Here is a 22,423-nt window from a genome sequence, read left to right as displayed (position 1 = left end):
CCGCTCGAACCGGAACGGCGCCGATGCCGATGATCGACTTCCTGCGCTGGCCGGGGAGCCTCGGCGGGCATACGCCGTGGGGTCGGGACACGGCGGCGGCCGTCGTGGCGATCGTGCTGGTCCTGGTGGTGCGCACGGTGTTCGGTCTGGTCACCGGCGGGGGGACCTTTCCCGGTTCGTGGCCGTTGTTCGTGGTGGCGAACCTGCCGACGGTCGCGGATCTGGCGACGATCGCGATCCGTCGGCGGGCTCCTCGCATCGCGTTGGGGCTGGCGACGGCCGTGGTATTGGCGAGCTCGGCGCTGCCGACGGCATTCGCCGGGACGGGCATCGGTGTGCTGGTGTGCGCCTATTCAGCGGGGACGCTGCTGTCTCGGCGGAGCGCTCTCACCAGTCTGATCGGGTTCGGTCTTGTCCACGCGGTCGGCGGCGCGATCACAGTGTCACTCGGCGGCAGTCTGTCGACTCTGATCACGTTCCTGGGAAACGATGGCAGCACGCCGACCGACCTGGTCCTCGCGTCGCTGCTCGCCTACGGCCTTCCTGGCCTGTTCGGCCTGTACATCCAGACCCGCCGTGTCTACATCGCCGAACTTGCAGCCAGGCTCGAGCGGTCGGACGCCGAGCGGGAGCTGCGAGCCTGGGAGGCCGTCGCCGAAGAGCGCCGTCGGATCGCTCGCGAACTGCACGACGTCGCCGCACACGACCTGTCGGCCATCGTCGTGCAGGCAGGCGCGACGGACCGGCTCGTCGAACGAGATCCGGCGAAGGCGAGGGAGTCGCTGCGGGCGATCCGCGCCCAAGGCAGGGAGACACTGACGGCGCTGCGGGGTCTGGCGGGCATCATGCGAGCCTCTGGACCACACGAGTCCGAGGACCCGGCGGAGCTTGCGCCGCAGCCGACCGTGTCCAGACTTGCGGACCTGATCGCCGTTGCCCGGCGGGCGGGGATGACGGTGGAGTCCACCACCGAGGGCGAGCCGGTGCCGCTGTCTACCGTGGTCGATCTGGCCGCCTACCGCCTCGTGCAGGAGGCACTGACCAACGCACGGCGGCACGCGCCGGGCGCGGCGGTGTCGGTGCTGCTTCGATACTCCGGAGCCGAGCTGCGTGTCGTGGTCCGCAACGGACCCGGCACCGAGCCCGTGGTACTGCCCTCGGTGAGTGACGGGCACGGCCTGGTGGGGATGCGCGAGCGGGTGGCCCATGCGGGCGGCAGGCTGTCGGCGGGCCGGACGGCGGCCGGAGAATGGCAGATCGACGCACGTCTGCCGTTCGGCGAATCGGGGGTGACATGACCCTTCGGGTGGTGCTGGCCGACGACCAGGCTGTGGTCCGCGCGGGATTTCGCACGATCTTGGAGGCCGAGCCGGACATCGTCGTGGTCGGTGAGGCGAGCGACGGCAGGCAGGCGATCGACGCGGCTCGAACGCTGCGTCCCGACCTGGTCCTGATGGACGTGCGGATGCCGCGCCTCGACGGGATCGCGGCCACCCGCGAGCTGGTGGGGGAGACCGGCATCCCGGTCCTGATCGTGACGACCTTCGACCTCGACGAGTACGTCTTCGCCGCACTGCGGGCAGGCGCGAGCGGTTTCCTGCTCAAGGACGTCGAACCCGACGACCTGGTGGCGGCCGTTCGCGTCGTGGCATCGGGGGAGGGACTGGTGGCCTCGCGGGTGACCCGCAGGCTGATCGCGGAGTTCGCCCGATCTCTGCCTGCACCCCAGCCTGCGCCGCCGCCGACGGAGTTGACCACGCGCGAGTACGAGACTCTGCTGCTGGTCGCCAAGGGTCTGTCCAACGCGGAGATCGCCGAGCAGCTCGTGGTGAGCCCGTCGACGATCAAGACCCACGTCGGCAGCCTGCTCGCCAAGCTCGGCGGTCGTGATCGCGTGCAGGCCGTGATCTATGCCTACGAACGGGGGATCATCACCCCGGGTGCGGGGGAGACGAGATGACGCAGCGGCGCGCGCCGGATCTGGCGTGTGCGCCGCCCGGCAGGCGTGCAGCCACCCCGGTCCGTACCCGCCCGGACCTCAGCGTGTGACGTCTGCGTACAGCCAGCCGCCGGGTGCGCCGGGGCGGCCACCAACAGCACGCGTTCTCCCGGACGAGGGAGCTGCAGCTTGGGCACGAGACTCTGCATCGCCAGCTGCCGGTCTCCGGGAGCCCGACGAGCCCGGCGATCGGATCGAAGTCGACCAGCCGCCCGCGTCGGTGATCGAGACGACCGGGGTGAGCATCGTCGGAGCGCTCATCGCCTCAGCCCGCTCGGCATCGGCGCCCGCGTGCCACGCGCCGACCGACTCCCGGACGGCGACGAATTCTCCGCGCCGAGGAACGACCTGCTCGGCCTGCCGCAGAATCCCCTGACCACCTTGTCGGTGATCTCGACGGTCTTCTTCGCACGGCTCTTCCTCCTGCCGAACAGTCCCATGCTGACTCGTTCCCTTCGCGGTGTCGGCGATGCGAGGGGGCCGCCCGCCCCCCGTCGCTGAGTAGGCCCGTCGCCGTCGATCCTGGGCTCGCTCGATCACCTACCGATCCCAGCTTTCGCGACCGGCCGCCCGCCCTGCGACGGCGGGCCGCCGGTCCTGTCGGCCTGCCATGGCCCGCTTTCCCGGGTGCGGGGAGGACTTCCGCGCCTGACCCGATCCCCGCCTGCCGTCCCTGGTTTCGGGGGAACGGCAGTGCTAAGAAAGCGTGTGACCACTGACCCCGGCCGGAATGAGCGCCCCGACACGCCCTTCGCCGACCTCGACGACTATCTGGACCTGCCCAGGCTTGCGGGGCTCCGCCTCGCCCCGGACGGCAGCAGGCTCGTCGTCGGCGTGACCACGGTGAACTCAGCCAGGACGCGGCATGTCTCCGCCGTGTGGGAGGTCGACCCGACCGGCGTTCGACCCGCTCGCCGTCTCACGCGCAGCGCCCAGGGTGAGTCGGCGGCTGGCTTCACCCCGTCCGGAGAACTGCTCTTCCTGTCCACCCGGCCCGGTCCCGACGACGACGAACCGGCTTCGGCGGCCGCCCTGTGGCGCCTGCCCGGCGACGGTGACGCACACGTGGTGGCCGCGCCGCCCGGCGGTGCGCACGACGTCGTCGTCACCCCGGCCGGGACGGTGCTGTTCGGCTCCTCGGTGATGCCCTCGGCCGCAGACCTGGCCCAGGATGCGCAGATCCGGGCGCTGCGCAAGGACACGACGGTGTCGGTGATCCTTCACGAGGAGTTCCCGATCCGGCACTGGGATCACCACCTCGGTCCGGATCGGAACCGCCTGATCATCGCCGACGGCCGCGAAGACCTCGCCGACGCCGACGGCCGGTGGCCGCTGCGTGACCTCACCGGACACGTCGGCCGTGCCCTGGGCGACGACGTGGTCTGGGACATCACCCCGGACGGGCGCACCGTGGTGACGGGCTGGGCGGTGGCGGAGCCTCGGGCGTCGCAGCGCTACACCCTGGTCGCGATCGACGTCGAGACCGGCGAGCGTCGCACCCTCGCCGACGACGCCGACTTCGAGTACGAGTCGCCGCTGATCTCCCCGGACGGACGGCACATCGCCGTGGTCGTCCACCGCCGCTCCACACCGGAGCGGCCCTACGAGTTGGCGTTGGGAGTCCTGCCCGTCGAGGGCGGGCCGCTGCGGATGCTCGGCGAGGACTGGGACCGCTGGCCGCGCTCGGCACAGTGGACGCCCGACGGCACCGCGCTCATCGTGGTCGCGGACGACGACGGTCGTGCCCCGCTGTGGCGGCTGGACGCGACCACCGGCACGCCCACCCGGCTCACCGACGACGGCTCGTACACCGACCTCCAGGTGTCACCCGACGGCCAGTGGGTCTATGCGCTGCGGTCGGCCGTCGACAGTCCGCCCACCGTGGTCCGGGTCCCGCTGCCGGGCGGACGGACGGTGGAGCCCCTGCCCGGCCCGGCGGAGGCGCTGGGCAAGGTCGCCCCGCTGCCCGGCACGGTGACCGAGGTCGTCACCACCGCGGCGGACGGCACGCGGCTGCGGGCCTGGCTCAGCCTGCCCACGGGCGCAAGCGAGGCGACACCCGCGCCGCTGCTGTTGTGGATCCACGGCGGACCGGTCATGTCGAGCAACTCGTGGTCGTGGCGGTGGAACCCCTGGATCGCCGCAGCTCAGGGCTATGCGGTGCTGCAACCGGACCCCGCGTTGTCCACCGGTTACGGCCTCGACTTCATTCGACGTGGCTGGAACGAATGGGGTGGCAGGCCCTACACCGACCTGATGGCCGCCACCGACGCGGCGGTGCAGCGCTCCGACATCGACTCCGATCGCATCGCCGCGATGGGCGGTTCCTTCGGCGGGTACATGGCCAACTGGGTGGCGGGCCACACGGACCGGTTCGCCGCGATCGTCACCCACGCCTCGGACTGGATGCTCAAGGACGCGAACGAGGTCGGCGACATCGCCTACGAGTTCGTCCGAGAGATGACGCCCGAGACGGCGGACGCCAACTCGCCGCATCACTTCGTCGATGCCATCACCACGCCGATGCTCGTCATCCACGGCGACAAGGACTACCGGGCGGTGGTCGGGGAGTCCCTGCGTCTCTTCCGGGACCTGCTCGTGCACTCGACCTCGGGCGACACGCCGAACCCGCACAAGTTCCTGTACTACCCGGACGAGAACCATTGGATCCTGACGCCGAATCATGCGAAGGCCTGGTACGCCACCGTCTTCGCGTTCCTCGACCAGCATGTGCACGGCAGGGAGTGGGTGCGGCCGACGCTGCTCGGGTGAGGGAGGGTCCCGCAGCCTCGCCGGCCGCCTCCTCCGCTGCCGGGTGACGCGGAGGACGTCACGTCGACTCCGGCGGTCGCGGTCGACGTGACGTTGATCCGTCCCGCGTCGATCTTGTAGTCAACGCCGGGGGAGCGGCCTGCACGGACCGATGATCCTCGGACGTGGGTCGACGTCTACGGCCGCCTTCTCGGCGCCGTGCCGGGTACTGCCCGCACGAATCCGGGCCCGCGCGGCCGTGAACTCGATCTCCAGCGCCATGAACCGCATTCCGATCTCGATCCGGCGGCGCAACAGCCGGGCCTCGGGGCCGTATGACCGGGCCGCCGTCAGCAGCGGCGCCAATGCGGCGCGGCGGTCGGCCTGCCAACGCCGGTCGCGATCGAGCCGATCGTGCGCGGCCCGAACCATTGCGGGGAACCTCGCAGACAGCAGGAAGTCGCACAACTCCCCGGCGGACTCCCGCAGCAGCCGATCACCGCCGAGCCGGGACTCGCTGGTCAGGAATCGGGTGATCAGCCCGTCCGGCAGCGCGGACTCCCCGTTCGATCCGATCGTCAGCCGGTCGACCGGCATGAGTTCGAAGGCCACCAACGCGTCGAGGTCCGCCAGGGCGTTCCGGAGGTCCCTACCCTCAGCGGAGCGCAGGCTCGCCAGGGAGGCGTCGCCGTTGAGTCGGGTGAGCCAGCCGTGATCGTGATCCTCCGTAGCGCCCGCCCCGTCGGCTGCGCCGGAACCGAGGTCATGCGGGCTGCGGAGGCCGTCGCCTGCGCCGTCATCGTTCTCCACGTTCATGCCCTGGCCGCGCTCTGTGTCCGTGGCGAGATCTCCGTAGCCGGCCGCGTTGCTGCCTTCGCGCGCACAGCCGTCGCCCGCCGGATCGGCGGGCAGGCGTACCGGAGCGCCGAAGATCGTGATCCGCCGGCAGCGGTGAATGCCGTCGCCGACGGTGACATGCATCGACGGTGGAGTCTGCTGCCGTTGCGGCGCTCCTGCCGCCACCTGCTTCGAATACCCGGCCGGCCGTTCCCATGCCGCGATCGCCGCCAGCGTCTGCCGCGCGATCCGGCGGGCCCGTTCTTCCAGATCACCCGCAAGCTGCGGCAGGGCGCGGGCCTCAGCGGCGAGGCCAGCCCGGAACCACCAGCGATCGATGTCGGTGTCGGCATCCGGCCAGGTCGGCAACGGCAGCGGGGGGACGTTCGGTCGGGCGTGACGACCGTCGGCCTGCGCCAGCGCGCGCCGCGCCTGGTCAGAACCGCGGTGGAACTCCGACAGCGCTTCCTGCGCCTGTCGTATCGACTCTTCCACCGCGGTGCGCACTGCGGTGACCGAGGGACCGAGCGCAGGCATCCCGGCCGGTCGGTCGCGGCCGTCACCGATCCGCCTGCCTCGATGCGCTGACGCAGGAGGGGCGAACCTCGACCGGCCCGAAGACACCGGGTACGTCGGGTCCATTCCCACCGGCTTGAGCAGACACGCCGGCGGCTTGTCCTCGGAGTGGGCTGCGGGACTCGGACCGGGCACCGGGCCGCCCGCCTCGGTGCGGCCTGCGGTGTCCGCATCGGCCCCGGGGGCGGCGTCGGCAATGCGGGCCGCAGCTGTGTCGTTCTCGGACAGTCTCGCCACGATGTCCAGCAGTCCGCGCCAGCTCTCCGGCGTCTCGTCGGCACGACACTGTGCTAACCGCTGCGTGATCGTCTCTCGCAGCACCGCGAAGGTGATCACGGGGAGGCCGTACCGGTCCGAACTCGCGTGTCGGGGTCCCGTCACGGGGACAGATTCCGCGTGCCGGGGCCTCCCTTCCGTCGACTCCTCGGCACAGGGGACGGACGACGTCTCCGGCGGGCAGGCCGCCATTGCCGTCATCGTCGGTCCCTGGCGCCGATTTCGACGCCGTCGTCGATTTCGTTCCACGTCATATCAAGTACTTCGTCCCCCGATCAGCCGTAGTCAAGTCGCCCGATGTGGTGATCATCTTGGGCGAATGTCGTGCTCCGGTCACGCGATGCCGTCGAATCCAGCTGAGGTCCGGAGACGACATCGGCAGCGGCGCCGTCCTAGAGGTCGTGGTCGGGCCGGTCGTCCGGGCGGAGGCCGGCGGGCCGACTCGGAGATGGCTTCGATCGGTTCCTGCCGTCCTGTGGAAGCAGGCCCGTCGCAGGCGCCGCCGCGCCCCCTCGGAGTCGGGCCGCAGCCTTTCAGTACAGCGGTACGGCGTCGATCACGGTCTGCTCGATGGTGCGACCATCCTTGGCCGTCGCCGCCACCCTGGTCGACACCGCATCGGCGTTGCGGAGTCGGAGTGCCGGGATCACCGTGTGCCTGGCTCCGTCCAGGCCCGGCAGCAGCAGCTGCTCATGCCACCGCCGACCGCCGTCGGTCGAGATCCACAGCCGAACCCGAGACATCGCGGGCCGTGCACGATCCGGTCCGCTCGAGTCGACCCGCAACGACATCGGCAGCGCCCGCCCTGATCTCGCGCGGCCGAATTCGTCGACGTCGGGGCGATAGTCGAGGTCCAGCAGCGCAGGACTGAAGCCGGTCATGGTGTCCTCGGTCGGTCCGTGTGAGCGGAACTCCCATGCGGTGCTGGTTCGGGCGCCTGCCGGTAGGACCCCGTCGGCGACCGTCGCGTCCAGCTCCAGACGGAACGATGCCTCCTCCGGAGAGGTGAAGAAATGCCCGTAGGTGCTCTGCCGCTCGCCGACCAGTTCCTCGTCTCGATAGAGCCGCAGTGTGGTCTCCTCGAGTTGCTCGTGCTCCAGCAGCCCGCCATGCGCACCGTTGCCGAAGTGGATGTCCGCGACGAGGGCGGCGTCGCCCTGCCACACCGACCTGGTCACCGGCGTCAACCGCGACCGCCACGTCGACGTACGCCATTCACCCTCCCGGTACGCCGGATCATGCCGATCGCAGACCCGCCGGGTCAGCTCGGCGGGATCGATCACACACTGCTGCCAGGTCACCGACGGGTCGACACTGATCAGCTCGGTCCGGCGCCCCGGCACCGGAAGATCGTGCAGCCAGATGATCGCCGTCCCGCCGAACGGGGTGTGGTACGACCGGTACTCCAGATACTCCGCCTCAGCAGGTGCCTCGAACACGGTCTCGACTCGCGCGAGCCGCAGCGACTCGCGCCAGGTCAGCACCGAGGAGGGCGGACTGGGATAGTGATCCTCCACCGACACCAGGTCGTAGATCTCCTGCCGATCGCCGAGCCGACGTTGGCTCTCCAACCGCCAGCGGCCCTCGGTGCGGAACATGCCGCTGGTCACGGGTCTGGTCGGCTGCGCGAAGACCTGCCCGCCCGCGAAGGCGCTCAACTCGGGGAACATCAGCGCGGTGTAACTGCGGCTGCCGTCGCCCCGGCTGTACCCGAGCATGCCCTCCAGCGGCGTGGTGGGCACGCCCTGCACCGTCATCGCTCTCATCCGCTCCGCACGCCGTGCGTCCACGACGTATTCGGTGTCCTCCTCGACGAGCAGTTCTGCCGTTCCGGCCACCGACAGCGTCTCAGCCTCGCCGCCGCGCGCCGGGGTGGTCACCCGTGCCATCACGCTGTAATGCCCCGGCACCACGTCCAGGACTGCCTGACCGTGCTCGTCGAGCCGGGCCGCCGGGAAGAATCCGCCCACGAAGTCCTCGCCCCGCAACACCTCGACAACGCCGCCCGACAGCGGCTCGCCGCGCCGATCCAGCACCGAGACTCGCAGCTCGTGACGCTCGGGCTCGATCAGGAACCCGGTCGGGATGTGCAGCATCGCCCCGTCGGCGCCCGACACGGTCACCGTGCCGCTGAACTGGCCCGCGCCGAGACCCTCCTGGGCGAGGGTGACGGTGACCTGCGTCGACTCGCCCGGTGCGAGTGCGACGGTCGCCGGGGAGACGGTCACCAGCTCGGCGGGGACGGCCACCAGGTCGGCATCGGCGATCTCGTCCGTCACCGTCAGTTCGGCAGGCTCCTCACCGAGATTGGTCAGCGTGACATCGACTCGAATCGGATCGGAGGACTCGGCCCGCAGCACGCCGAGATCGAGGGTGTCCACATCGGCGACCAAGGACGTCGTGACCGCCGATTCGAGATCGATCCGTCCGCCGCCCTGCTGCCAGCGGGACCCCCAGACCGGGACGGCGGTGCCCACCAGAGCGGAGCGAAGCTGTGCCCAGCCAAGGTGCGGATGTCGCTCCCGCAGTAGCGCCGCAGCGCCCGCCACATGCGGCGCGGCCTGCGAGGTCCCCGACATCGCGGTGTACGGCTCGGCCGTCCCGCCGCCCGCGCGAGCGCCGACGATCTCCGAGCCGGGCGCGACGATCTCTGGTTTGAGACGACCGGAGCCCCGCGTCGGCCCGGTACTGGAGAAGCCGGTCAGACGGTCGTCGGCGTCGACCGCGCCGACGGTCAGCGCGTGTGCGGCGATGCCCGGCGACTCCACGGTCCCCGCATCGGGACCGGAATTACCTGCTGCCACGACGAACAGCGTGTCGCTCTCCTGCGCAAGTCGGTCCAACGCCTGGGCGACCGGGTCATCCTCGTCGCCCGCCGGTGTGCCCAGACTGAGGTTGACGATGTCGGCGCCCTGGTCCACGGCCCACTGCATGCCCTCGATCAACCAGGAGACCTGCCCGCGGCCGTCATCCCCGAGCACCTTCCCGGCGAGCAGTTGCGCGCCGTGCGCAACGCCTCGCCGCGCGCCGTCCGCCGCGGCACCGCTGCCTGCGATCACCGAGGCGACGTGCGTGCCGTGCCCGTGTCCGTCCGCAGCTGAATCCGCGGCGGTGAAGTTCTCCGCTGCGGTCACCACCCCTGTCAGGTCGGGGTGCTCGATGTCCACGCCGGTGTCGAGCACTGCCACGCTGACACCCGTACCGCTCAGCCCGGTGTCCCAGGCGGTCGGGGCCGAGATCTGATCCAGGTTGCGGTCCCACTCCGCGACGTCGACTGCGGTGTCCAGCCATACCTTCTCGATCGCCGTGGCCGCCGAGACGGCCGGGTCAGAGGCTCCCGAGCCGTCGGCAAGGGCGGCGAGCGTGTCCCCGAGTTCCGGCGCAGTCGCCTTGGTGACCTCGGCGGCTACGGCGTCGATCACCGGCAGCGACAGTGTCGAATCCACAGCGGGGAGGACTTCGGCAGCGTTGAGCGTGTGAACGGCCCCTGAATCCCGGCCTTGCAGGATCAGCGGCAGCGTGTCGCGACTCGCGTCGTCATACCCTGCGGCGATCAGCCCACTGACGTTGAACAGGGCGAGATCGAGCACATCGGGGACGAGCGCGGCCACGTCATGGGGGATGACGAAGGTGTCACCCTCGTCGGAGTGCCAGGTCTGGAAGCCGACGCCGATGTCGGTTCGCGGTGCGGGATGGATCGTCACGGTGGGTTGCCCGGTGCCTGCGGAGTCGATCGCGACGACGTCTCCGGTGAGCAGGGTGACCGCCGCGTGGGTGATGCTCGGTTCCGAGATCGCGGTGGTAGAGCTCTCGGGCTGCGCGGCGGCCATGGCGGGCAGCGTCGAGACGGCGATGGCGGAACACACGATTCCGGCGAACAGTCGGCGTGGTGATCGGCCAAGATGCATGGGGTTTTCGTACCTGGCCGCCTATCGAATCTGATACGAAATCGGCTGGCGTGTTGTCGCCACGGCAGCTACTCGCCAGCATGTCGAGATGTTGGAAGCCGTGGGTGTCAGTCCGATCGAGGAGGCGGTCTACCGGGCCTTGTTGTCTGCGCCGAGACAGACGGTGGCCGAACTGGCGCGGCGCTGCGGGCACGGCACCGACGCGGTACGGCGCGCGACGACCGCCCTGGAACGCCTCGGGCTGGCCAGCCGAGTGGCCGGTCGGCCGGTCCGGCTGATCGCTGCCCGCCCCGACGTCGCCGTGGATGCACTGGTCGCCCGACGACGGGAGGAACTGGGCCAGGTGCGACTGGAGGCCCGGCGACTGCTGAGCGAGATGCCCGCCGATCAGCAGCATCGCCCCGATCAGCTCGTGGAGATCCTGGCGGGCCGGTCTGCAGTGTCCGCCCGGTTCGCCCAGCTTCTCCAGACGACTCGCGAAGAGCTGCTGGTGTTCGACCGGCCCCCGTATGCGGGTGACTATGATCGAAGCAATCGGCAGGTGGTCGGGCTCCTGAATGTCGGAACCACGGTGCGTGGCGTCTACACCCCGGAGTCGATGGAGCTGCCGGGCGCCCTAGAAGCGGCGCTGGCTGCGGCCAGGCTCGGCGAACAATCCCGGATGCACCCCGCGATCCCGATGAAACTCGCCATCTTCGACCGTCGGGCGGCCCTGTTGCCGTTGGTGATCGAAGATCAGATGGACAGTGCGCTGGTCGTGCACTCCTCCGCCCTCCTGGATGCGCTGGTCGCCTTGTTCGAACTGGTCTGGCAGCTGGCGGTGCCTCTGGCGGGGTCGGGGGCGGGCGCGCGGCGGGGGAGGGGCGACGCGGCTTCTCGGGTCACGGCGGGGATGTGCAGCCCGATCTCGGGACAGCGAAGGACAGTGGCGGGTACCGGGCCCCGGCCTGCTTCGGTGGTGAGTCCTTCTGTGGTGAACCGTCCTGTGGTGAGTGCGGAGGCGGATGCGGCGGGTCCGTTGAGGGGTGCGTCGGAGATCGGTGTCATGGCGAGCCTCGTCGGCGGCACGGGGACTCCAGGGGAAGTCGGCCGCCCGTGGGCGCACGCTGAAGTCCACGACGACTCTGCCGTCGTCATCGACTCCGACCAACGACTGTTGACGCTGCTGGCCGCCGGGCTGAAAGATGAGGCCATCGCTCGTCAGCTCGGCGTCAGCACCCGTACTGTCAGTCGCCGCGTCGCGGACATGCTCGACGTCCTGAACTCCCGCACCCGGTTCCAGGCCGGTGTCATGGCGCAGCGGCAGGGGTGGTTGGCGGGGGCGACTGACGAATGAGCACCCGTCGGGATCAAGGCGGTTCACCGGGTTGGTTTCTGCTGCTCTCACCAGGCTGCGAGTCTGATTCCGCCCCGTCATGAGCAGCCTGGTGAGAGCCTCACGCAGGCGCCCCTCTCAGCGGTGCGGCGCCCTCGCTGCTATTTCGAGGTAAAGGTCTGCTCTCCGCCCTGCTCGTATTGAAACTGTGGATGCCGTAGCTTCATTACCCATGAATTCTGGCCTCTTCTTCAGGTCCGTCGGGCCGGGAAAGAGGAGATTCATCGTCACCTTGAGCTGATCCTTTCTTGCGGCGGCGGCTGACGACTAGCCGGTCGTCATGGGCATCGAGGAGCCGTCGGTGCGCCAGGTGGTTCGCAAGACGACGCACGTCGGCAGCACGCTCAACGAGGCGGAACGCGAGTGCAGACACGCTCACCACGTGAACATGGCCCAGTGCGATCACGGTCGCGCTGCGTGGGCAGTCGTAACGGCCCCAGTCTTCTCGACGAGATCGCCGGCCCATGGAGACGGAGGATCAAATTCAGCGGGTCCTTGGCAGCTCGAACGATCTCCACAGCGGTCGGGATTCGTCTGGATGGTCCTTGGCCGGCGCAGATCTGTTCGGGGGACCACTCGGGCGGGACCCGAACGCCGAGTCGTCCCGGCTCTGTCTGCGCGTTGGAGCGAGGGGCTCTGCTGTCATCACCGGCTGCTCGCCCAACCATTCATCGCCTGCTCCGGTTGCCCTCAGGAAACGAGGTTTCCTGCGTCGCCCCCTCAAGCGAGATCGACGATGACTTCGGCGTATACACCCGGCGGGTACGCCGTGGTAGGGCTCGCAGGTGATCGTTGACGACGGAGACCCCCGGATGAGGACGGTGGTCTCCTCACCGAGGTCGATCGGGTGGCGTGCCGTGTCGTCGGCACGCTCTTCGTCGTACCCCCCAGGGATGATCACGGCTATGGGCGAATTCCCGTGGGCTGGGCGTCGCGACTGATCGACGCGGGGGGAGCAGTGAGGACAGTGGGATATGCAGTACTGGACACGGAGACGACCGGCTTCACGCCGGGCTGGCATCGGGTCGTCGAGATCGGCGTCGTGCAGCTCGATGAGGACGGGACGGTGGTGGACGAGTGGTGCACACTGATCAACCCCGAACGGGACCTCGGACCGCAGCATGTGCACGGGATCACCTCGGCGGACGTTCGGCATGCGCCGGTGTTCGCCGACATCGCCGGTGACCTGGCCGCCCGGTTGGCGGGACGGGTCGTCGTCGCGCACAACCTGTCGTTCGACGTGGACTTCCTGGCCGCCGAGTACGGACGGGTCGGGCTCGACGTTCCCTTGGCGGTGATGCCAGGTCTGTGCACCATGCGACTCGCCAATCGTTATCTGCGAGCCTCTGCCCGATCGTTGGCGGCCTGCTGCGCCGCCGCAGGCGTGCCCTTGACCGAGGCACATTCGGCATTGCACGACGCGTATGCGGCGGCCGGGCTGCTGGTCGGGTATCTCCAGGCTGCCGGAACACCCGAGCCTTGGCGAGATCTGCTCTCGGAGGCCGCCGCCTGGCGTTGGCCCCGGCTGCCGCCTGCGACCGGTCGGGTCGCCCGCCGTGGCGCTGCCGCAGGCCCACGCGAGCACTTCCTCAGCAGGCTGCCTGCCCTCGGCGGCCATCCTGCCGACCTGGGCTCTGTCGAGGACTACCTGACCATGCTGGACGCCGCGCTGGTGGACCGGCATCTCTCGCTCAGTGAAGAGGACTGCCTGGTGGAGTTGGCGTTGGCGGCCGGGCTCAGCCGTGTGGAAGCCCTCGGTGCGCACCGTCGGTATCTCGCCGTGGTCGCCCGCGCCGCCGCCTCGCAGGCGGACCGTACGGACCTGATGAGGATCGCCGCCCTGATCGGCCTTCGTGAGCCCGACGTGGACCGTGCACTGCGCGGCTCGATCGTGCCGCCTGCCGTGCCGCCGCCTACGCCGGAGGTGTTCCCGGATGGCGCGCCCCAGGACGACTCGGACGTCGTCGACGAGGCCAGGACCGGGCCGAGCTGGGGTCGGTTCCGCCTGTGTGCAGGCGACCGCATCGTCTTCACCGGACAGACGCGGGCACCGCGTGAACGGTGGACGTTGCGGACCACGTCCGCAGGCCTCGTGGAGGTGGGGCACGTGACGAGGAAGACGCGGCTCGTCGTGGCGGCCGACCCGGATTCGTTGTCGGGGAAGGCCAGGAAGGCCAGGAACTACGGCATCCCGATCGTCACGGAGGACGCCTTCGCACTGCTGCTGGACCGCATGATGTCCGCCGGGCAGCCTCGGCCTGCGGGCGGCGCGTGACGCCGGGTGGTCGTCCGGAGGAGCCTGCGGTCTGGCGACGGCTCGGAGCAGTTGCCGCATTGCGGCTCCCAGGACATGAATCGACCGTCGGCGGAGTTTTCGGAACCGGTCCGGCGGCGCGGCCAGGCGGCGTGCCACCGATGCGAGCCGTGCGGCGGGTTCGACGGCGAGGCGGGCGGGCCCGGCGGCGGCTGAGCGGAGCCGTGCCGGGACGTCGGTGCGGGCACCGGCAAGGGGCCTGGAGCGAGCGCGGGTGCGGTTGCGCACCGAGCTGACAGACGCCGTTCCGGGCCGCGCTTCGTCCGCCTGCCACGTCGGGCATGAGGACGGCTCACGGTCCGGGGGGCAGGGGCGGCCCTGTGAGCGGCGGGAGACGAGGGTTGGGCACGTTGCCGGGGTGCGGTGGATGACCATGACACGATGATCGAACAGGTGTTCGATCAGTGCAAGATATCGATCGAGTGGAGTGTCTTGGGCGCCGACGAGGACACCCGCCCGATGCGGGCGGGTGTCCTCGGCTGACCGGCGACGTCGACGGTCGCCCTGATCGAGTCGTCGCGGTCGAGTCGTCGCGATCGGGTTCGTCACGGCCGGGCCGTCACGGCCGGTCGGACCGGTCGGCTCACTGGTAGGTGATGTCCGACTCCTCGTAGAGGCAGTGCGTGCCGTCCGGACCTTCGCCGGTCTCGTCCGGCTCGTCGCCGTCGTCATTGCCCTCGTACCGCTGGCAGATGGTGATGTCGCGGTCGTCATCGCCGATGATCGTGATGTTCGACAGCGTCGCGGTGTCGCCGTAGTTCTCGTTGATGCCGACGAGGCGATCCCCCGGCGTGTTCACGGTGATGTCGTCGAGGACCACATGCCGCTCGTACATGCTGCTGCAGTTGCCGCACGATCGGTACAGCGCACCGAAGTCCTCCACCGTGAAGCCGGTGACGGTCAGGGTGCCGGGGCCGTTGTGCTGGAACACCTTGTCCTCGGCTGCCGCGGCGCTGCCGCCCTCGACCCGGAACTGCGCGGACGCCGAGTCGGCACGGAAGGTGGCGGCGTCCTCGCCGACGTCCTCCCAGACGACGTTGCGCAGGGTGCAGCTTCCCTCGCAGTGGACGCCGTCCGCCGCCGGGCTGCCGAGCACGACATTGCTCAGGGTGACTCCGTCTTCGAGCTCGAAGAGCGGGTCGCCGCCCTCACCCTGTCCGCCGTCACCGAGGTCGCCCTCGCCGTAATACCTGGTGCCACCGCCGTCGAAATCCTCGGTGAGCACGATCGTCTCGGACACCGGCTCGTCGAGGGCCGTCGCGCTCGGTTCGGCAACGCCTGCTGCCGGACTGAGGACCAGCGCGGCAGCGGCGAGCGGGGTGGTGATCAGCGCTGCCAGCACTGATCGTGTTCGATGAGAAGCCGTCGGAGAAGACCACATCGCTGGGGCTCCTTACTCTGCTCTCGTATCGGATCGATATCCGGAAAGCGCTTTCCCGCCGCCTATGTTAGACAATCGTTATTGGTCCTGTCAACACTGTAGGCAATATGTTGGTGACTAACTATCGGAAGCTTGGTATTCGACGACTCGTCGATGGCACTTCGACGAGGGATCATCGAATGAGCATTCGTCCGACGTTGTGGAGGGAGATTTTCACGATCGGTGGGGCGGCTATCTGAACGGCGTGGTCGGCATCGGCTGCGCCGTCGTGTGACGTCCGGCCAAGGATCACGGCTCCACAAGTACGACAAGATGCCCCCACCGACCTCTTTGAGCGCTACACCCCCTTCTTTTCGATGAACTCGGGCTACTCGCCTTCAATATGACCCAGCAAGGCCTGATCGACAGCGCGGGCGACCTCGAGTGTCGGGTCCTCTTCCGGTTGATCATTATTGGACTGATCGGTCCGACGCACAGAGTAGGAGATGGTCACATTAACGTTCGTGCGCCGAAAGTTGATGGAGCGCCCGCTGTTCTCAAGTGGCGTGGCGTATGCATCGTCACCCAGGTCGGCGATATCTACTGGCGGCGGATCTGCCTGATTATTCCGCGCTCTGTTGAAGGCGGAATCTGCGATCGCGACTGCGCTCAGATCTGATGATTCTGGTGGAGTGTGAATCAGCCAGGACACGTGTAGTCTGTTCCTGGTGGGGGTGTCTTCGGAACCGACCGCCGGTTTTGAAATGTAATCCCATCTGCATGAGTCCATGTTCGTCGTTCGACCCGGCTCGCTTGGCGCGCCAGGCACCAGCCGATCTCGCAGCTCTATCGGCACCAGATCACATGAAGAAGGCAGCTCCGAAAAATCGGCGGTCGATTGGTTTTGCGCTGGCATGGGGCCTGTCGTGCACGACACCATCAGAACTACCGAGAGGCCGCCGACGAGCGCGGCACGAGTTGTCCTCTGGCTTCTAGGGCGTGACTCGATCGCGGACATTCCACCCCCCAATGTCCACCGAAGATTGCGGAATTGTCTCTGGAACCCTGATGTCGGTGACGCCATGAAGCAGACTCTGGCCAGTCCTTCGATATTCGCTAATTGCAGTGTTGAGTACTGTTATGGTTTCTCCGCACTTTCGAACAAAATCTGCGATAGCATCGCAGATTACCTCGGCGACGCCGAAGAACAATTCTGTGATTCCGGAAGCGAACCCGCCCATCGCCTCGACGATGATTCCTGCACAGGTGTAGATGAAGCTGATTCCCTCATTGTATACGTCAGTCATGGTGCTGGCAATGTCCTTGAGGTGCTCTGACATTTCTTTGAAAACATCGACTGCGGTTTGGAAGATTCCTTCGAGGTGATCCAGATAGATGGTGAAGCTGTCGTATGCGCCACCTTGCCAGTAGGCGCTCAGGTCTGCTCTGCAATTCGATATCGAGTCAAGTGACTGATCGAGCTTCTGTTTTGCGTGAAATCCCCAGGCGTCGACTCGAGTTTCAATTGCCTCCGGGTGTCCGAAGGTGTCTCGAATTGTGTTGATCATGTCTTCGACTGCGCGTTCGCCGACCTTGTTGGCATACTCGATTATTTTATCGGCGTCCGATTCGGGGAAAGGGTCCAGAGATTCGTAACTCATGACAACCTCGAATTTCGTCGGCGTCCGGCGATCAGGGCAGTTCGTTGGTCAAGTAGTCGAACTGCGCATAGAACTCGGCGTCCCGACTCTCGTAATCGTCGGCCACGTCCTTGAGCGCGGTGGCCGCAGCCTCCAGTATCTCGGATCCCTCGCCGAGTCGACTCATCGCCTCGGTCAATGCTTCTCCGTACCTTCGGGTGGCTCCCGATTCGCTGCCGAGCAGACCGAGGCCCGTGTCGGAGAGTTCCTGCCCCGTGAGGTCGTCGCGTGCGCTCGCCCAGGAGTCCGCCGCCTCCTGAAGGAATCGCACGCTGTTGCGCAGTGCCTCCGGGACGACTTCGAAATCAGTCATCGTCGGTGCCCTTCCCTGGCATCGGTCGAAGTCTCCTGGCGAAGTGCTTCGGCCTTGGCCTCCGCTCGCTTGATGGATCGAAGCAACGCGGCGGACAGACCCCGGCCGTTGGTGTAACGAAGCTCCGCCGGATTGATCCGGATTTCGTTGAGCTGGCCATAACCACTCACCACGACGGCACCCAGGTCTCCTTCGAGGTCCTCGACAACAGTCGTTTTCGCGAGTCGGGCCGCCTTCTCTTTCGCCCTCTCATATTTCTGCTGGGCCAGGACAAGACGTTCCTTGATCTGTTCGGAGGAGTCCATCACCGGTCCTCGTCCTCGAGGAAGCCCGGCATGATCTCGGCCAGGGCCGCCCGACTCTCGTCGGCGGCCGCGCGACGGGCCTCCTGAATGACTGCGAGCACCCGACCACCGATCTTCGTGGGATGGGGGGTGCGGACCTCGGCGTCCTTGATGGTGATGTCGATGATGTGTCCGGCGCCGTCCACTACGACGGTGATGAGTCCGTCGGCGGTCGTCGACTCGTGCCGCTTCTCTGCTGCGCCCAGCCGAAGCTCTCGGACCTTGTCTCGTCGTTCCGCCAGCCGTTCCAGTACTGCCTGGGTATCCGCTACCGCGTCTACCATGTTCTCCCCCTGCGATCTATTGCACCATTCGATGGCAGCAGTATGCGACCGCGTGGCCGAACTCGCCGTGGCTGCATCGGTCGTCACTGGTGGGCAGCTTAGCGGTGTTGGTCAGCGCGCCGCGAACAGGTCGGGTTGAGAGCTCTTGTTTGCCGCAGGCTGTCGACTGTTGGTGTCGGCAGCCGATCGTGCATTACGCCAAGCGGTGCAATCGTGATTCGCCACTCACTCGAATGGCGCAGCAAAGGGAGAAGTCATTCTCCCGAACGGCAGTCCCGCGCATAGCGGGCAGGCGACTGGCCGACGGCGCGAGTGAAGTCCCGGGTCAGGTGTGCCTGGTCGCTGTAGCCGAGATCGCAGGCGAGCCGTGCCCAGTTCACGATGTCACCGTCGCCTGCTCGCTCGACGGCCTCGTGCACTCGGGAGCGCAGGAGCACCCATTTCGGCGGGACGCCCACGTACTCGGCGAACAGGCGTTGCAGGGTGCGCACGCCGATGTCGAATCGCTCCGCCACCGCGTCGACGCGGACCATGCCGGGATCCTCGACGATCGACCGCACCATCTCGGCGACAACCGGAGTCATCGGGTCCTTCTCGGGCAGTCGCGGGCGGAGGAACTCGTCCGCTGCCGCGACCAGCGCACTCGACTCGGCGACGTCGAGCACCGCCCGTGCCTGTTGGTCAGCCACAGGACCGAACGACTCCGCCACCGGCAGGACCCGGTCGGTCAACGCCGAGACCGGGCCGGTCAGGAACGGTCGGACGCCCGCCGGGCGGAATCGCACGCCCAGCACGTGGCCGGTGCCGGACAGCAGCCGGGAGTAGCGGCCGCGCATCACCCCGTACAACGCCGAGCCCGCCGGATCGAAGACGAGATGCACGGTGGGGTGCGGGATCACCCATTGCCGGTGGGACCGCCCGTCGGGCAGGTCCCAGTGAATCGTCCAGTAGTACTCGACGAACGGGGCGATCTCGGGCGCGGGCAGGTGCTTGCCGAGTCGGAAGCTCTCGTGGGCGACGGCCCGGTACAGCACGCCCGCACTGCGGACCGGCGCGGCGGGAGACAGACCGGGGCGCCCTTGGCTCGAGTGTCGCTGACCTGCGGTGATGGTCATGTCGGCAGCTTATGTCCCCGGTCGGACGGTTTCCCTGGGCCGCCGCGGTGCGGGATGCGTCCGGACACCGGTCCGGCTCTGGAGCGGTCCGGCGGCACCGACCCGGCGGCTGACGTCTTTGTTCAAGAATCCCGACCCCACCGGCTCCTACTGTCGCAGGCGCACCCCCCGTGCGATAGCGATGAGGAGAGACATGGAACTGCACCCCATGCTGGCGGCCGGCGCCGACGAGCTTCGTGGAGTGGCCGAGCGGATCGAGCCTGCCGACTTCGCGTCGCCCACGCCGTGTGCGGAGTTCGACGTGCGGGCGTTGCTCAACCACGTCATCTGGGCCACGCGAATCCTGAGCCTCGCGGGCCGGAAGGAACCGTTTCCCACCGACGTCGACTGGTCTGAGGACCAGATGACGGGCGACTGGCGGGCGCGGCTCTCCGACGGGCTGTCCGAGACGGCGAAGGCCTGGAGCGAGCCTGCGGCCTGGACGGGGACGACGGTGATCGCGGGGGGCTCCGAGTTCCCGGCAACCTTCGCGGGCGAGCTGGCCTTCGTGGAGCTGATCCTGCATGGCTGGGACCTCGCCCGCGCCGCGGGACTGCCGTACGACTGCGGCTCCGCGACGGCCGATGCCGCGTTGGCGGTGATGGGCAGGCTGGCCGAACAGGGCCGGGCATCGGGCTCCTTCGGACCGGAGATCGCCGTGCACGACTCGGCCTCGTCGTTCGACCGGGTCCTCGGACTCAGCGGGCGCGATCCGCAGTGGGCCGCCTGAGAGGACACCGGTCTGGGGCGGTGGACCGGTCGGCGCGTGATCTCGTCCTGGGCTGCGTCGTCGTCGCATCGGAACGTAGTCGGCGGTCGTGGTTGGTGCCCCGTCGCGGCACGGGAGCAGCAGCGAAGCGCGCACGACAACAGTCACGAGGGCGCAGACAAAGGCTCCTCATCGAGTCTTCGCGCCAGCTCGTCGTCGACCAGCAGTGCACGAAGTTCGCGCTCGCCGATGCTTATCGGGAGTTCGACGACGGTCGTGACGACGGGCTGGGCCTCCAAGGAGCAGGCTGTCGCCGAACCCGGAGCGCGGGCGAGCGGTGCGATCAGCACGCCATCGTCGTCGGGTCGCGCCCAGATGCCCGCCGCCCGATGACAGACGACGGAGGGCAGGTAGCGGATCACGACGCTGCGGTCGTCCGCGTCGACTGCGATCAGCTCCCACGGCATCGCCACCACGTCGTCGGGCGGGCTGTCCTCGCGCGCCTGGCTGCGGGGCAGCGACTCGATCTCCGTGGCCGAGAGTTCGATCGTGCCTCGGCGCGCCGCCTCGGTGGCCGCCAGGCTCAGCGTGGTGACCAGGGGTCCTGCGGGCGGCTCGGGACGGCCGCAGCCTGCGGCGGCGAGGACTAGCGCGGCGACGGCGAGCGCGGCGACGGCGAGCCGAGTGCTGGGGCGTCGTCTCATCGTCGTACCCCGATCTGGGCGAGCGTCCGGAGCTGCCCGGGGGAGTCGACTTCGATCGTTTCACTCGGTGATCCCGCCGGCTAGCGTCCGGTCCACGGGAGGCGACGGACTTCGCTGTCTCGCCTCGGCTGCCCGCTGGTCCGGAGTCCTGCTGACCCGCCTGCGCGTCTGGCCGCCTGTGGACCCGACCCGGGTCGTCGATACCTCGGACCGACGTCGGGAATCCGTGTCCAGGATGCTGGCGAGGTCGCTCAGCGAGCGTCGTGCGGCCGGCCGGTGACGCGAGGGCGCCCTCGGCTCCGCCGGGGCACGCGGACAGACCCGTACTGCCGGCCGTAATGGGTCGCTTCTCGCCCGGCACCCGGCACACGCTTGCGTGGTCCGAAGGTCGGCCGGTTGAATCCGACGGGGTCGACCGGGCCTGTCAGGACAGGCGTGCAGCCGGGACACGGCCGAGGTGAACAGGGGAGTGGTGCAGGTGAGCGAGGGTGTGACGCCGGTTCGCTATGCGGTCGTCGGAACCGGATCGCGGGCGGACATGTACGTCGACGCGTTGGCTACCCGCTTTCCCGCGAACGCACAGCTCGTGGCCCTGTGTGACACCAACGAGACGCGGATGCGGGTGCACAATCGTCGGCTCGGCGAGCAGCACGGGCTGGCCGCCCTGCCGACGTATGCGCCTGCCGACTTCACCGAGATGCTCACTCGTGAGCGGGTCGACGCGGTGATGGTCTGCACGACCGACAGCGCCCACGACGACTATCTCGTGGCCACCGTCGAGGCGGGACTGCGGGCGGTCACCGAGAAGCCGATGACCACCGACGTCGAGAAGGCCCGCCGCATCCTGGCGGCGCAACAGCGGACCGGCGGCCGGATCGAGGTCACCTTCAACTATCGCTACAACCCCGTCCACCAGCGGGTTCGTGAGCTGCTGGCCGAGCAGGTGATCGGCGACGTCGGCTCCGTGCACTTCGAGTGGCTGCTCGACGTGCAGCACGGCGCGGACTACTTCCGGCGCTGGCACCGCAACCGGGAGAACTCCGGCGGCCTGCTCGTGCACAAGTCCAGCCACCACTTCGACCTGGTCAACTGGTGGCTCGACGACGCACCCGACTCGGTGGTCGGACTCGGGAACCTCTTCTTCTACGGCGCCGAGGGCGGCGCGCGCAACGGCTACGCCAAGGACTACCTGCGGGCTGCGGGCTCGCAGGCCGCTGCGACCGATCCCTTCGCCCTGGACATGGCCGCGTCCCCCCGACTCACCGAGCTGTACCTGGACGCCGAGCACGAGGACGGTTATCAGCGCGACCGCAACGTCTTCGCCGGTGACATCGACATCGAGGACGACATGTCGGTCCTGGCCCGGTACCGGGGCGGGGCCTCGCTGACCTATCAGCTCACCGCCTATGCGCCCTACGAGGGATATCGCGTGTCGTTCAACGGCACCAAGGGCAGGCTGGAGCTCGACGTCCTGGAGAACGACTACGCCCGGTCGCCGCTGGAGCACGGCTCGCGGATGGGAGTGTCGCCCGGTTCGGTGGAGGAGGTCGCGCCAACGCGGACGGCGATCACGCTGCGTCCGCTGTTCCAGCCTGCCGAGGTCCTGCTGGACGAGCCGATGCGCCCCGGTCACGGCGGCGGCGACGACCTGATGCTCGACGCGCTGTTCGGCCCGCCCGCCGCCGACCCGCTCGGGTTGCGCGCGGACCACATCGCCGGGGCACGGGCGTTGGCGATCGGTCTGGCGGCGACGAAGTCCTTCGGCACCGGCGGACTCGTGCGGATCGGCGATCTGCTCCCGATCTGATCGACGACGGCC

17 protein-coding genes are annotated in these 22,423 nt (G+C 68.5%); 7 read left to right on the top strand and 10 right to left on the bottom strand.

Annotation, left to right across the window (positions count from 1 at the left end):
- Positions 1 to 23 precede the first annotated feature (23 nt).
- The 3 genes from UA74_RS24055 (at position 24) to UA74_RS24040 (ending at position 4,771) form a co-directional block, all read left to right on the top strand.
- Positions 24 to 1,298 (top strand): sensor histidine kinase, encoded by a 1,275-nt coding sequence (locus UA74_RS24055; RefSeq protein WP_075742280.1) that lies wholly within the window; start codon positions 24 to 26, stop codon positions 1,296 to 1,298.
- Positions 1,295 to 1,960, top strand: coding sequence for a response regulator transcription factor (locus UA74_RS24050; RefSeq protein ID WP_075742279.1), 666 nt, complete (start codon positions 1,295 to 1,297; stop codon positions 1,958 to 1,960). The genes UA74_RS24055 and UA74_RS24050 overlap by 4 nt, the downstream gene beginning before the upstream one ends.
- A gap of 747 nt (positions 1,961 to 2,707) precedes the next feature.
- Complete coding sequence (locus UA74_RS24040; protein ID WP_075742277.1) at positions 2,708 to 4,771, top strand: S9 family peptidase; 2,064 nt, start codon at positions 2,708 to 2,710, stop codon at positions 4,769 to 4,771.
- Positions 4,772 to 4,891: 120 nt separating this feature from the next.
- On the opposite strand, the gene UA74_RS24035 is transcribed toward UA74_RS24040, so the two are convergent.
- Positions 4,892 to 6,544: a hypothetical protein gene (locus UA74_RS24035; protein ID WP_075742276.1), complete on the bottom strand. Its 1,653-nt coding sequence runs from the start codon at positions 6,542 to 6,544 to the stop codon at positions 4,892 to 4,894.
- 428 nt (positions 6,545 to 6,972) lie between these two features.
- A complete protein-coding gene (locus tag UA74_RS24030) occupies positions 6,973 to 10,347 on the bottom strand; it encodes a S8 family serine peptidase (protein WP_075765530.1) in 3,375 nt (1,124 codons plus the stop codon).
- An 88-nt stretch (positions 10,348 to 10,435) separates the two neighbouring features.
- On the opposite strand from UA74_RS24030, the gene UA74_RS24025 reads away from it, so the two are divergent.
- Both UA74_RS24025 and UA74_RS24020 read left to right on the top strand, forming a co-directional pair.
- A complete protein-coding gene (locus tag UA74_RS24025; protein WP_075742274.1) occupies positions 10,436 to 11,683 on the top strand; it encodes a helix-turn-helix transcriptional regulator in 1,248 nt (415 codons plus the stop codon).
- Between the two features lie 1,006 nt (positions 11,684 to 12,689).
- Entirely contained in the window at positions 12,690 to 13,997 is a 1,308-nt protein-coding gene (locus UA74_RS24020; RefSeq protein ID WP_198042847.1) for an exonuclease domain-containing protein, read from the top strand.
- Between the two features lie 622 nt (positions 13,998 to 14,619).
- Here UA74_RS24020 and UA74_RS24015 read toward each other — a convergent pair.
- The 7 genes from UA74_RS24015 to UA74_RS23990 all read right to left on the bottom strand — a co-directional run bounded on the left by UA74_RS24015 (position 14,620) and on the right by UA74_RS23990 (position 19,152).
- Positions 14,620 to 15,417 (bottom strand): pectate lyase, encoded by a 798-nt coding sequence (locus UA74_RS24015; protein ID WP_075765528.1) that lies wholly within the window; start codon positions 15,415 to 15,417, stop codon positions 14,620 to 14,622.
- 367 nt (positions 15,418 to 15,784) lie between these two features.
- Complete coding sequence (locus tag UA74_RS32390) at positions 15,785 to 16,108, bottom strand: hypothetical protein (RefSeq protein WP_157434416.1); 324 nt, start codon at positions 16,106 to 16,108, stop codon at positions 15,785 to 15,787.
- Positions 16,109 to 16,388: 280 nt separating this feature from the next.
- A complete protein-coding gene (locus tag UA74_RS24010; protein ID WP_075742272.1) occupies positions 16,389 to 17,057 on the bottom strand; it encodes a WXG100 family type VII secretion target in 669 nt (222 codons plus the stop codon).
- Positions 17,058 to 17,088: 31 nt separating this feature from the next.
- A complete protein-coding gene (locus UA74_RS24005; protein WP_075742271.1) occupies positions 17,089 to 17,409 on the bottom strand; it encodes a hypothetical protein in 321 nt (106 codons plus the stop codon).
- Positions 17,406 to 17,714: a YbaB/EbfC family nucleoid-associated protein gene (locus tag UA74_RS24000; protein WP_075742270.1), complete on the bottom strand. Its 309-nt coding sequence runs from the start codon at positions 17,712 to 17,714 to the stop codon at positions 17,406 to 17,408. The genes UA74_RS24005 and UA74_RS24000 overlap by 4 nt, the downstream gene beginning before the upstream one ends.
- Entirely contained in the window at positions 17,714 to 18,037 is a 324-nt protein-coding gene (locus UA74_RS23995; protein WP_075742269.1) for a YbaB/EbfC family nucleoid-associated protein, read from the bottom strand. Before UA74_RS23995 ends, UA74_RS24000 begins: the two co-directional genes overlap by 1 nt.
- Positions 18,038 to 18,291: 254 nt before the next feature.
- Complete coding sequence (locus UA74_RS23990; protein ID WP_083683564.1) at positions 18,292 to 19,152, bottom strand: helix-turn-helix domain-containing protein; 861 nt, start codon at positions 19,150 to 19,152, stop codon at positions 18,292 to 18,294.
- A 193-nt stretch (positions 19,153 to 19,345) separates the two neighbouring features.
- Here UA74_RS23990 and UA74_RS23985 point away from each other — a divergent pair, with 193 nt between their 5' ends.
- The gene (locus UA74_RS23985; protein WP_075742268.1) at positions 19,346 to 19,921 is read left to right on the top strand and encodes a TIGR03086 family metal-binding protein; all 576 of its coding nucleotides are present in this window, start codon (positions 19,346 to 19,348) and stop codon (positions 19,919 to 19,921) included.
- Positions 19,922 to 20,064: 143 nt separating this feature from the next.
- On the opposite strand, the gene UA74_RS23980 is transcribed toward UA74_RS23985, so the two are convergent.
- Complete coding sequence (locus tag UA74_RS23980; protein WP_075742267.1) at positions 20,065 to 20,604, bottom strand: hypothetical protein; 540 nt, start codon at positions 20,602 to 20,604, stop codon at positions 20,065 to 20,067.
- A gap of 478 nt (positions 20,605 to 21,082) precedes the next feature.
- On the opposite strand from UA74_RS23980, the gene UA74_RS23970 reads away from it, so the two are divergent.
- Positions 21,083 to 22,411 (top strand): Gfo/Idh/MocA family protein, encoded by a 1,329-nt coding sequence (locus UA74_RS23970; protein WP_232237397.1) that lies wholly within the window; start codon positions 21,083 to 21,085, stop codon positions 22,409 to 22,411.
- Positions 22,412 to 22,423: the final 12 nt, after the last annotated feature.

Source organism: Actinoalloteichus fjordicus (assembly GCF_001941625.1).
Taxonomy (GTDB): Bacteria; Actinomycetota; Actinomycetes; order Mycobacteriales; family Pseudonocardiaceae; genus Actinoalloteichus_A; species Actinoalloteichus_A fjordicus.
The sequence above is the reverse complement of the archived record's forward strand: the minus strand, read 5'-3'. Positions and strand labels throughout refer to the sequence as shown.